The sequence below is a fragment of the Nostoc sp. UIC 10890 genome (assembly GCF_054786515.1).
Genome location: NZ_JBSGKF010000001.1, coordinates 2,495,747 through 2,508,191 on the forward strand (window position 1 = coordinate 2,495,747; position 12,445 = coordinate 2,508,191).

Here is a 12,445-nt window from a genome sequence, read left to right on the forward strand (position 1 = left end):
GTAAAATCTACGTAACTTTTTTAAATTTTTGAGGTAACTTTTGATGACCGCAACTTCTCCCCGATTAAAGCACGAGGTTAAAGACCTCGGCCTAGCTGCCTTGGGAAGACAGCGCATTGAATGGGCTGGACGCGAAATGCCAGTTTTGCAGCAAATCCGCGATCGCTTTGCGATTGAAAAACCCTTCGCTGGTTTACGCCTTGTAGCTTGTGCCCACATTACAACAGAAACAGCACATTTGGCGATCGCTCTGAAAGCCGGTGGTGCAGATGCTGTTTTAATTGCTAGCAATCCACTATCAACGCAAGATGACGTAGCAGCTAGCCTCGTCGTCGATCATGAAATTCCCGTCTTTGCTCAAAAGGGCGAAGATAACGAAACTTATAACCGCCACGTTCAAATAGCTTTAGATCATCGCCCCAACATTATTGTTGATGACGGTAGCGATGTGGTTGCAACTTTGGTACAACAACGCCAACACCAAATCGCTGATTTGATTGGTAGCACCGAAGAAACCACCACCGGCATTGTGCGGTTACGCGCCATGTTTAGAGAAGGCGTTCTCACCTTCCCCGCAGTCAACGTTAACGACGCCGACACCAAGCACTTCTTTGATAATCGCTATGGTACTGGGCAATCAACCCTAGATGGCATTATCCGCGCCACAAATATTTTGTTGGCTGGTAAAAATATTGTCGTCGTCGGTTATGGCTGGTGTGGTAAAGGTACAGCCCTCCGTGCCCGTGGCATGGGTGCTAATGTCATCGTTACCGAAATTGACCCCATCAAGGCAATTGAAGCTGTAATGGATGGCTTCCGCGTCCTACCAATGGCTGAAGCTGCACCCCAAGGTGATATTTTTATCACTGTGACTGGTAACAAGCACGTCGTTCGTGGTGAACACTTCGATGTGATGAAAGATGGTGCGATCGTTTGTAACTCCGGCCACTTTGACTTGGAACTTGATTTGAAATACTTGGCTGCTAATGCTAAGGAAATCAAGGAAGTTCGTCCTTTCACCGAAGAATATAAGTTGAAAAATGGTAAATCAGTTGTCGTTCTTGGACAAGGACGCTTGATTAACCTGGCTGCGGCTGAAGGACACCCCAGCGCAGTAATGGATATGAGTTTTGCGAACCAAGCTTTGGCTTGTGAATACCTGGTGAAGAATAAAGGTAAGTTGGAACCTGGTTTGCACTCAATTCCTGTTGAAGTTGATCAAGAAATTGCGCGGCTGAAGTTGCAGGCTATTGGTATTAAGATTGATAGCCTAACTGCTGACCAAATTGAGTACATCAATTCTTGGACTTCAGGAACTTGATACATTGATTAGTTGATTTTTTGGGGGATAGGCTTTTGGGCTTATCCCTTTTTTTGTGTTTCGCACATACTGCAATCTGTTATCTAGTAGAGGGGAAAGGTTAAAGGGGAAAGGTTAAAGGGGAAAGGTTAAAGGGGAAAGGTTAAAGGGGAAAGGTTAAAGGGGAAGATGGGACAGGAGCTAAAAACCTTTACCCCTTACCCCTTACCCTTTACCCCACCAAGGTAACTTGGCGAACTACTAGTTGTCAGATTAGCTGCTTGAGATTTTCTCGATTATGGACTTGCCAATTATTTACCACCCAGATTACATTGCTCCCCTACCTGAAGGACATCGCTTTCCGATGTCTAAATTCCGAAAACTCTACGAATTGCTGTTAGCTGATGATGTAGCTAATCAAGAACAATTTCACACACCTGAACGTCCGCCGCTAGAGTTGATAGAGTTAGTCCACACCTCAAATTATGTTCAAGCTTATTGCGAAGGAACCCTAGACCCCAAAGCACAGCGTCGCATTGGTTTGCCTTGGAGTCCAGCATTAGCAAATCGTACCTGTGTAGCGGTAGGTGGTACGATACTCACTGCTAAACTAGCATTAAGTCAAGGTTTAGCTTGCAATACTGCTGGTGGAACTCATCATGCTTTTCCTAGTTATGGGTCTGGTTTTTGTATTTTCAACGATTTAGCGATCGCTTGTCGCGTTTTACAAAAAATTGGACTTGTCCAAAAAATCCTGATTGTGGATTTGGATGTTCATCAAGGAGACGGCACCGCTTTTATCTTCCAAAACGACGACAGCGTTTTTACTTTCTCCATGCACTGCGAAGTCAATTTCCCCGGTACTAAACAAAACAGCGATTTGGATGTTCCTTTGCCAGTAGGAATGGAGGATGATGCTTATTTACAAACTTTGGCGAATTATTTATCAGATTTATTGTCTAAAGTCAAGCCAGACTTAGTATTTTATGATGCTGGCGTTGATCCTCATATAGGCGATCGTTTAGGCAAATTAGCCCTTACCGATGCCGGGATTTTCCGCCGCGAAATGCAGGTTTTAAGTACCTGTATGAGTAGCGGTTATCCTGTCGCCTGCGTCATCGGCGGCGGTTATGCGGATGATATGAAATCCTTAGTATGGCGGCATTCCCTGCTACATCGCGCCGCCAGTGAAGTTTACCAGCGGTACAAACTATAGTTATTTAACGGGTAATAGTAACCGAAATCGTAGAGTTTTTAAACGCAGAGGAACGCAAAGTAAACGCAAAGGTACGCAGAGTATTGCCAAATTTAATTCGTAGCGAATAGGACTAAAATAAACTTTGCGCTACTCTGCGCTTACCTCTGCGCTCCTTTGCGTTTAAATTTAAACCCTATTTTGTCAGCAAAGGCACTACTGGATGAACAACGGCAAACTCAGAGTCTACGAACTAGCAAAAGAATTAAATTTAGATAGCAAAAAGCTATTATTAATTTGTGAAAAGCTCAAAATTGTAGTCAAAAGTCATACCAGTACAATCTCAGAACCCGAAGTTGAACGCATTCGTTTAGCGGTAAATAAACTAACAGCAAAATCCTCGAAAACTACTAAAATAACCTCTGAAGATTGGGGCTATACATTTATAGCTTCAGCAATTGATAGTTTTATCCGTCATCTTGAAGGTGAAGCTGTTCTGAAATCATATCCCGAATTTCGGGAGCGGCGCGATCGCGCCAATGAGTTAATGTATGAATGTGTCGGTAAAAAGCCCTCCCTATTTTACGTCCGTCGCAAAGGTGCGGGGAAAGAAGCAAGAGAAGAAATTTGGGATTTGACAATAGCAACAGACTCCGATGATTTTCCATTACCCGCAAGGCTTGAGAAGCTCAGAAAAACATTAGGATTTAGAGCAGCTGTACCAAAAGATGGACGCGGCGGGATAAAAATACTTTCGGCTCAGTTGTTACAAACCTCACGGGGACACGCCGATAGCTACGCTATACCTTGTCGCTTGCGTTTACTAGCTAATCATCAGCATCATCTCGACATTCCGCCAGCGACATTAAAACGCATCGCAGCCGCGCCAGTTTGTGGCGACCATGTACCTACAGAAGATCAGCTTAAGGCTTGGAAAGCGTTTTTGCAAATTGAAGAAAAAATTGCGAAAGCACGTCAGTTTTGTGTGCGTTACGTAAGTCATAACTATAACTTCAAAAGGCGAATCAGTTTTGAAATTGATGTAAATTCAGCTACCCTTGATGGCTTTTATCAAAATTCCCTCGAATTAGAAAACTTTTGGGAACGAGCAAGACGCACAAAAAACGAAGATTTAAAGCTTTTTGAAACTGCTCCCGTCGGCAAAAATTGGATTAGTGGTCGTCAATTAGGAACTGTTGAAGAAGTTGACCCCAACCGTTGTATTATTAGCCTCCGATTAGAACGCGACTTAGCTGAATTCATGGCAACAGAGCGTTATAAATTGCCAGATACAGGATTTTTGTGTTTTGAAGCAGTTGGTGATATTCAGCAGATTCAGCGCAAGAAAAAAGCTTTAGATGATTTGAATAATGGTTACACCCAAAATCCATATTTGGGTAACTTTTTATTCGATGCTTCTCAAGCTAGACAAATCAAAACAACTGTTGAACTTCAACCACAAGATTTGTTGTTATCTTCTGCTAATCCTGGTCAAAAAGCAGCAGTAGAAAAGGTACTTGCTGCGAAGGATCTTGTTCTTATCCAAGGGCCACCAGGTACTGGCAAAACTACTGTAATTGCCGAGATTTGCTATCAAATAGCCCTTCGCGGTGGACGCACTCTAATTGCATCTCAAGCTAATTTAGCAGTAGATAATGCCCTGAGTCGATTAGTTCACAACCCCGTGATTCGCGCTGTACGAAAAGGTAGAGCCGAAAAAGTTGGGGAAGAAGGACAGCCATTTTTAGAAGACCAAGTAATTGGCAGATGGCTGGAAAATACAGCGAATGACTGCGAAAATAATCTTACTCAACGGCTTGAAAACATCCAAGTTTTCAGTAAATTACTAGCATCATCACAAAGATTTACAGCCTACTTCCAAGCAGAGGAAGAATTCAATCAACAACAAACTAAATTCAATAAGAATAAGTTAAAACTAGAGGCAAATTTTAAAAGTCAAGAAAAATCTTATAACGAAACAGTAGAAAAACAGAATGAAGTTGAATCACTAATTGCAGGACTAGAAAATATCCTCAATACTGCACCAAATATAAACTGGGAAGCTCCAGAAGTTACAGATTTTTTGCCGCTTCTTAAGCCATACACAGAAGGTAACAGTGTAGTAGAAGAATTTTTAGCAAATGTTCGTCAAACTATCAAATACACTGATGAACTGGGTTTTGTGCGTCCGGCGCTTGGTGCTTTTGGTTTAGCGGTTTGGTTGCGTGAAACTGTAGCACGAGAACTTTCTGAATTTAAAACTGCTTTGACTTATGCTCAAAATGCAAGTAAAGCTATCTCAGAAGTTGCAGCATCAGTACAAATTGTCCAACAAAATTTCGCTTCGTTGAATCAGTTACAACCAGATTATCAGCAATATATTGCCAAACTGCAAAACATACAGCAAACAATCCAGATATGGGAAAACCGCAAACGGGAAATAGATTATATTATCTCAGCAGTTAAGGAATGGAAATCTACAGCACCTTCTTTTCTCTATCAAACTTTAAAAGAATGCCATCAATCAGGTTTACCACTAACAGAAAATTTAGTAGACTTGCCGCTAGGTTTGTTGATGTTTGCTAATACATTAAAATTACCAATAGTACCAAAAGTTTACAAAATTAACCTGCCAGAATGGGAGTTATTGACAAAGGCGATCGCTTATGAAATAGACGGAGGTTTTACTGACAGACGGGGGAAACAGCATAACTTTAGCTATTTTTTACAAGAAAATTTTAGTCAGATCCCAATGGTGCTATCAAAGAGCGATCGCACCCAATGGCAAGAAACCTATCAACAGTTTAACAATTATCAGCTACTCAACCCCAAACAGCGAAAGTTACTAGTTGAGAATACCCAGGTTTTATTAATTAGAATGCAACGGACTTATGGCGCATCTTGGGAATGGAATAACATCGACTCTACTCTCACCCGAATTACACAAGAATTGCTAGATACAATCCTTGCTAATGCACGTCAATGTGTTTTAAAAGTAAAAACAGAAACCGATCAACAGCTTCAGCATCTCCAACGGCAATTAAATGAACTTCAAAAAAATGAAGTTAGCCAACAGCAAATATCCATTACTCAAGCTGAAGTAGAAAAAGCACAGCAAGATGCTAACTTGCAGCTTGGACGAGTTATAAATATTTTGCAAGAACTTAACCAACAAAATATTCCTGCTCAATTACGCATTTTAACTGAACAATATCTCGCAACACAATCAAAGATTTGGGAGCAGCCACAAGAATTTTCAAATCAAGTGCATTCTTGGGAAACTTCCATTAGTCAAATTGAAAACTTAATTTCATTATTAGAACCATTTGCTGTGTTGGAGATGATTAAAGGTTCTCTCTATGAGCATTTATCAAAGCTAAAAGGAGAAACTGAAACTTCCTTACAGCACCTTGAAAAACTACAAATTAGCCTACGCGAATTAGAACAAAAACTACAACCACAGCCATCAGGAGTTTTAATAGAAGAAAGAAGCTGGTGGTTGACAGAATGGCAAACAATACCGGATACATTTAAACCAGAAAAATTTGCTAATGACTTGTTTAATATAGAGTTATTACGCAGCATAAATATTAGCTTTGAATCTTGGCAACAGCAACTACAAAAAGATGAAGCTTATCTCAATAAATATCAGAATTTTGTACAAGATTGGATAAAAAAATTAAGGCAGCCAAATGAACGCGACCGCGACGATTTAAGGCGCATATATCTAGATAATGCCAACGTCGTTGGTATCACCTGTGTTCAAGCTGCAAATAGAGGTTTTTCAGAAGAATTCAAATCTTTTGATGTCGTCATCATTGATGAAGTTAGTAAGTGTACTCCACCAGAGTTATTAATCCCTGCTTTGAAAGGTAAAAAGTTAGTCATGGTAGGCGATCATCGGCAATTACCACCAATGCTTGATACTAGCACTGTAGAAGAAGTTGCTCAAACAATGGGTAATACACGAGATGAACTACAATTCTTAGAAGAATCATTATTTAAAAGTCAGTTTGAGTCTGCTGATGAAAGCATCAAACAAATGCTAACTACACAATATCGAATGCACCCATTTATTATGGGAGCAATCAATCAGTTTTATGACGGTAAATTAGAATCTGGTATTTTGGAGCCAGACACAAAACGCGCACATCATTTAGCAGGCGAAATTATCAAAGAATCTCAGCATCTTCTTTGGGTAAAAACGCCGATAGAAAATCAGTTTTTAGAGCAACGAAATGGAACTTCTTACTTTAATAATCCAGAAATTGATGCGATTGAACGTCTGTGTCACCAATTCGAGACTACTTGGGCTTCTAGAGTTGCTAATGGTGAACCGAAAAAAGAAATTGCTGTAATTACCTTTTATGGCGCTCAATTAAGAAAAATTGATGAACGTCTACAATCTGAACTTTTTCCTTCATTAGAAATTCGTACTGGTACAGTAGACAGATTTCAAGGGATGGAAAGACCTGTTGTAATTGTGAGTATGGTTCGCAACAATAGCAAAGGAGATGTAGGATTTGCCAAGAAGCCAGAACGGGTTAACGTTGCATTTTCTCGCGCTCAAGAACTACTGATAATTGTGGGTTGTCATAATTTATTTACCCATCAATCAGGGAAAGTCGGAAGTATGTATTCTGAAGTTTCAAATATTGTAAGTCTTCATGGAGGTTTCGTTGATGTTTCTCAACTCTTCAGCTAAAACTAATGATGATAATCTCAAAAATTGGGTAGATAAAGTTGAGGCGATCGCTTAACAAAACTAACACCAATTTTAAAAATCACCAGAACTAGCATTTTTCGCTACTAAATCTCGGTTCTAGACCACTCTGTAAAGTGTCGTGCGTAAGCATGACATCAATCGACAGATGCAGAAAACTTAAATTTCATAAACGTAACTTGGGCTAAGTATCTTAACGGAATTTGCTTCTAAAGATAGAAGTATCGTATTTATGCGGTCGATAATGTAGCATTTGATAGTTAATTTAAGAGAAGCACTGAGATAAGACAACGCTGAGAATTAGTTAACTTCTTTATGCTTTACCGTCTAGCGTTAACCTCTAGCCTGGTGCTGGCAAGTGTATTAAGCGTGCAGGCATTCGTTCTAGATCAAGCTGTGCTAGCTCAAAGTGCAGATGTTCCTTTCAGTGGAACAGTTCCAGCTGAAGCTAGCTTTAGTTCTCCTGCCCCTGGTACTGCTGAAGCAACTATTTCTGGCAATTCTGGTGGAATTTCGACAAAGTTGGAATCACAAACTCCCGCCACTATAGGTGTACAAAACAGCACATCTGCAACCGTTACTGTTTCTCCCCCCAGGCTTGTATCTGGCCCTAGTGCCGATCCATCTGGGACAACGCACATTGGCTTTTTAAAATTTGGTTCTACCAATGTTCGCAGTGATGTTGGTGGTGGAAGCGCAACTTTGCCAGCAGGTAACACCAATCTAGAGGTGAATTTGTTAGTAGAACGACCAGTAGGATTTACGCCAGGAATTTATACCTACGTTGTTACCTTAACCATTGCACCATAACTGTTTTTCTTGTTGATGCTTCATTTGATTGAACTCTAATTCATTTGAGAAGGATTTAAAAATGATTCGTCGTTCTTTATTAACCGCTGCCTTGATAGTTGTTGGTTCTGTTGCTGTTGCGCCCAAAACAATAGCACAAACTGCTGATGTTCCCTTTACAGCAAATGTCGGTGGTGTCTGCAACTTCGATCAAATTATTCCTGGTAAATTGGGACTCAACCAGCCGACTAATCCAACTACACTAGCGGGTGGATTTGCCGGAGGGCAATTTGGTAAGGTTTTTGTTAGCTGTAACCAAGGTGCCAGAGTGAGTATATCTAAACCACAGCAGACTGGGGGCCCTGGCTTTACACCCATTCACTCTGTTGGAATAATCAACTCACCTTTTGGCAGCACGGATTCTCAGAATAATAATCCTGTATTCCTGCCAGGAGGTAGCGGTTTACCTTTGGATATAGACATGATTGTAGATAAAGGCAGTCCTCTTGTTCCTGGAAACTACAGTTATGTAACAACGTTGACTATCGTGCCATAGTCTAAAATTTTTCTAGTTTCCCTTCAGATTGATTGAGAAGAATAGTTGTTGAATATCTTGTCGCTAGAGAATAAATCTTCAAGCGGCAAGATATTTTTCTGATTACCCAGAGATAAAATAAGTCTGCTTTTGGGAATTATAAATTAGGAATTAAATTGACAATCCTGCCATATTTATAAATATGCTCAATAATAATTGGCGCTCTCTAGCTGCTGTTAGTGCTGGCTTATTCGCCCTAATTTTGTTTCCTGTTGCAGCTAAAGCACAAATGAGTGTTTCTCCTCTGATAATTGAAGCCAAGGCGGAACGCGGACAAGCCCAAGGAATGATCACGATTTCCAATACCAGTAAGACTCATTCTCGAATTCGGATCTATGCTCAACCTTTCACATATAGCCGTGATGCAGGGTTTCAAACCTTATCCTCTAGTCCCAGTGACTTGACACCATATCTACAATTCTCACCACGTGAGTTGACTGTCAAACCAGGAGAAGTTCGGCGGGTGCGCCTCATTAGCCGCTTGGCTCCTAATTTACCTGATGGGGAATATCGTGCGGTAGTGTTTAATGAAACTCTCAGTGAATCCAAAGATGCTGCTGGTAATAACGTTACTTTGGTGGCACGAATTGGCGTGACATTCTACGTCAGAAAAGGCAATCTTTCTCCACAATTAGCGATTGATAGTGCCAGCTTTAACGCAGAGCAAAAACAAATTCAAATTTTAGTTCGCAATAACGGTCAAGCAACTGTTTTACCTAGCTTAAATTGGACTTTACGTCAAGGGCAAACTGTTGTCAAAACTGGGCAGGTAGATGCTAATGCTGTGGTGGCAAATAGCGATCGCAATTTCTTATTAAATTACCCCAGCAAAGACCAACCAGCCCTCAAACCCGGACAATATCAGCTTAGTGGTGAGTTGTTTTGGGGTGAAGACAGTAAAAAAAGTAAGTTACCCTTCAATCTAAATATTACTATTCCTACACAAGCGGCTACATTACAAAATAAATAGTTTGTGTAAAAATTTATAATTCGTAATTAATAAATTCAAATTAAATCTGGCATCTGTAGCCTGATTTGAAAGAATTAGTCTTGCTGTAAAATACAGCATTAATATCGATAATTTTGCCTGGTGCGTGGGAATTATATGTTTGTAGAGACGTTGCAATCCAACGTCTCTATTTTTATAAATAGATTTACTGATAAATGCAAAATTTGTGCAACTTAGGTTAGTAAATAAAGGCAAATGTCTGCTAGCTGCGATCGCTCTCATCTGTCAAATTACCATCGCTCCAGCGAAGGCAGATATACCTGCGATTTCAAATCCCCAAACCCCCACAACTGCCCAATTAGCTAAGGATTCCGAATTTAAAGTTTTTCCCGTAGGATTGAATGTAGGGAACCGTAATGTCAATCCTAGCGTTTTAGTACGCGGTCAAGAAGATGGTTCCGAAGCAATTGATTTTGCAAATTGGCTATTACCATACGATGCTGTAATTCAGGGATTAAAATTAAATATTACCACTTTACCTGATGGTCAATTAGAAGTGCGATCGCCTGGTGTTGTGACTCGCATTGATCCAAAAAAACTTCGCACCGATTCAGAATTAGGATTAGTCTTTACAATTCAAGATTTACAAACTCTATTTGGCGTAACAGCAAAATTTGATATCAATGAATACGCCATAGTTTTAGATGTCCCAGGACTAGATCAATTTAGTGGTAAACTAATAGAAACAGAAACTCCGATTCACCTAGAAGGATTACCACACATTTCACCTCAAAAGTTTAGTATCGCCGCAATTGAACAGAAGGTAAATGCTAGCGGTAGTGCTACTAGATCGACAAATTATAGAGGTGATTTTCTTGCTGTTGGTAGTGCTTTTGGTGGTTCGTGGTTCATCCGCACCGATCAACCAAATTTACAAAATCCACAAACTTGGAATATTGCCGAAGCGCAGTTTCTTCGACAAACTAATTCAGCCGATTATTTTGTAGGTTCCCAGCCAACGTTTTGGCAGGCTCAAGGAACAGGAGACTATTGGGGTTTTACATCTATTCAACGACAGGGGTTTGTACCACCTCAACCCTTCGGTGGCAGTTCTTCCGATCCTCGCCAACGTTTACAAGCAGATGCTATTGGACGCACAATTTCTGGTAAGACTGAACCAGGTACATTAGCGCGATTAGTACAAGGTTTTGGCGATCGCGTAATTGCCGAAATTTTAGTTGATTCGTCTGGCATTTACCGCTTTGAAAATATTAAAAGCCAAAATCAGTTTTTAGGCAACAATTATCGCGTCTTGCTGTATCCCCAAGGACGACTCACCGCACAACCAGAAATTCAACAGGCTACTTTTTCTACAGTCCCAGGACAATTACCAGCAGGTGCTTCAGGATTAATCGTTTCTGGTGGCTTACGACGGGATTTTGTGGGAAATCAAAGTTTGTTGGGAAACTTTTCTGACTTTCGGGGCGGAATTGCTGGACGTTGGGGTTTATCGGAAAATCTGACAGTAGGCTTAGGTGGAGTGTATGACGAATCGCCTAGAGCCTTAGCAGAATTATTTTGGCGTCCGGGAAAGTTACCTTTGCAGGTGGCAGTTTCAGCACTGACGGGTAATAAGTGGGATGTGAATACAGATATTCGCTATAATCCATCTTCTAGCTTGAGTGCTGCATTTATTAGCGATCGCTTGTCTAGCCGTTTTAATCTAGATTGGCGAGTTTTGCCTCAATTCACCTTATTCGCCAGTACTGACACAGCTGATGCAACATCTGGCGGAATGCAAATTAACTTGAGTGGCAATGATGCCTTTACCTTTGCCCGTGTCAGCTTAGATACTAAAAACCGTCTGCGCTGGAATTTGCTGCAACGTCTTGGGAGACTAGAATTAACGCAACGCGGTAACGAAATCAGTACTTTATCGGAACTGAGTTACAAATTTTCTAAAAACAGCTTTTCTAATGGTGGCAGCGCACTGCTGTTAAATTATGAAACACAGAATCAAAATCGTAGCGACAGCTTGCTAAGTGTAAGTTGGCGCTATCGTTCACAACAACAGGCAATTGATGGTAGCTATCAGTGGGAAGCACAGTTGGGTTATGGCATTGGTTCTCAGGGTAGTGGACTACTAGCCACATTATCCACAACAGTTTTACCAGGTTTGCTATTACGGGCGCGTTATCAAGGAGTATCGCCGAGTTCCGATGAAGCAACTTTCAGCATAGATTTAGCTTCTAGCCTGAATTTACAAGGGGGTATTAGTCCAGGCGATCGCCGTTCTAATTACTTCCGTACACAAGGCGGACTGTTGATTAAGCCATTTTTTGACCGAAACAATAACGGTAAACAAGATGGAGGGGAAGAAGTTTATACAGATAACGCTGATTTATTGTTGACTTTGAACAATAAACCTCTGAAGTCGTTTTTACCACAAATCCAGGGCGATCGCACTTTAGTAAGGATGTCTCCTGGCGTTTATCGCCTCGATCTCGATCCAGCAGGTTTACCTCCTGATTGGCAGGCTGCGGCTGAATCCTTAGCCGTTGATGTGATTGCTGGGAGTTATACCTCTGTGATGATTCCGCTAATTCGTTCTTATACACGATCGGGGGTAATTACGGATGCTCAAGGCCAAGCGATCGCAGGCGCACGGGTAGAAGCCATACAATCAGATGAGGGGACTCGGCGTTTTTCTGTTACCAACGGTGCTGGAGTCTATTATTTAGAAGGCTTGCCGCAGGGTAAATACACTCTACAAATCAACGGTAAATCTGCCGGTAGCTTGAAATTAGAAGAGTCTTCTGAACCATTTCAAGAGCTTAATTTGCAACAGCCATCAATTCCCTAAGGGGAAACACGGTACAATCCAAAGGCACTTT

Annotated in this window: 7 protein-coding genes; all 7 read left to right on the forward strand. The window is 41.0% G+C overall.

Features of this window, described 5'->3' with window-relative positions; genetic code table 11:
- Positions 1-43: 43 nt before the first annotated feature.
- The 7 genes from ahcY (at position 44) to ACWATR_RS09820 (ending at position 12,414) form a co-directional block, all read left to right on the forward strand.
- Positions 44-1,321 carry an adenosylhomocysteinase gene (ahcY, locus tag ACWATR_RS09790; protein ID WP_460331806.1) on the forward strand — a complete coding sequence of 426 codons (1,278 nt, stop codon included), beginning with the start codon at positions 44-46 and terminating at the stop codon, positions 1,319-1,321.
- Positions 1,322-1,598: 277 nt separating this feature from the next.
- Positions 1,599-2,516: a histone deacetylase family protein gene (locus tag ACWATR_RS09795; RefSeq protein WP_460331808.1), complete on the forward strand. Its 918-nt coding sequence runs from the start codon at positions 1,599-1,601 to the stop codon at positions 2,514-2,516.
- Between the two features lie 202 nt (positions 2,517-2,718).
- Positions 2,719-7,200 (forward strand): translation initiation factor IF-2 N-terminal domain-containing protein, encoded by a 4,482-nt coding sequence (locus ACWATR_RS09800; RefSeq protein ID WP_460331809.1) that lies wholly within the window; start codon positions 2,719-2,721, stop codon positions 7,198-7,200.
- Positions 7,201-7,533: 333 nt separating this feature from the next.
- Positions 7,534-8,028 carry a hypothetical protein gene (locus tag ACWATR_RS09805; RefSeq protein WP_460331811.1) on the forward strand — a complete coding sequence of 165 codons (495 nt, stop codon included), beginning with the start codon at positions 7,534-7,536 and terminating at the stop codon, positions 8,026-8,028.
- A 61-nt stretch (positions 8,029-8,089) separates the two neighbouring features.
- Positions 8,090-8,563 (forward strand): hypothetical protein, encoded by a 474-nt coding sequence (locus tag ACWATR_RS09810; protein ID WP_460331813.1) that lies wholly within the window; start codon positions 8,090-8,092, stop codon positions 8,561-8,563.
- A 181-nt stretch (positions 8,564-8,744) separates the two neighbouring features.
- Complete coding sequence (locus tag ACWATR_RS09815) at positions 8,745-9,572, forward strand: fimbrial biogenesis chaperone (RefSeq protein ID WP_460331815.1); 828 nt, start codon at positions 8,745-8,747, stop codon at positions 9,570-9,572.
- A 205-nt stretch (positions 9,573-9,777) separates the two neighbouring features.
- Positions 9,778-12,414 (forward strand): carboxypeptidase-like regulatory domain-containing protein, encoded by a 2,637-nt coding sequence (locus ACWATR_RS09820; protein WP_460331817.1) that lies wholly within the window; start codon positions 9,778-9,780, stop codon positions 12,412-12,414.
- Positions 12,415-12,445 lie beyond the last annotated feature (31 nt).

What these genes read in the sequence shown, in the direction of transcription:
- ahcY (WP_460331806.1), top strand. Translation starts at nt 44, where the DNA reads ATGACCGCAACTTCTCCCCGATTAAAGCACGAGGTTAAAGACCTCGGC.
- ACWATR_RS09795 (WP_460331808.1), top strand. Translation starts at nt 1,599, where the DNA reads ATGGACTTGCCAATTATTTACCACCCAGATTACATTGCTCCCCTACCT.
- ACWATR_RS09800 (WP_460331809.1), top strand. Translation starts at nt 2,719, where the DNA reads ATGAACAACGGCAAACTCAGAGTCTACGAACTAGCAAAAGAATTAAAT.
- ACWATR_RS09805 (WP_460331811.1), top strand. Translation starts at nt 7,534, where the DNA reads ATGCTTTACCGTCTAGCGTTAACCTCTAGCCTGGTGCTGGCAAGTGTA.
- ACWATR_RS09810 (WP_460331813.1), top strand. Translation starts at nt 8,090, where the DNA reads ATGATTCGTCGTTCTTTATTAACCGCTGCCTTGATAGTTGTTGGTTCT.
- ACWATR_RS09815 (WP_460331815.1), top strand. Translation starts at nt 8,745, where the DNA reads ATGCTCAATAATAATTGGCGCTCTCTAGCTGCTGTTAGTGCTGGCTTA.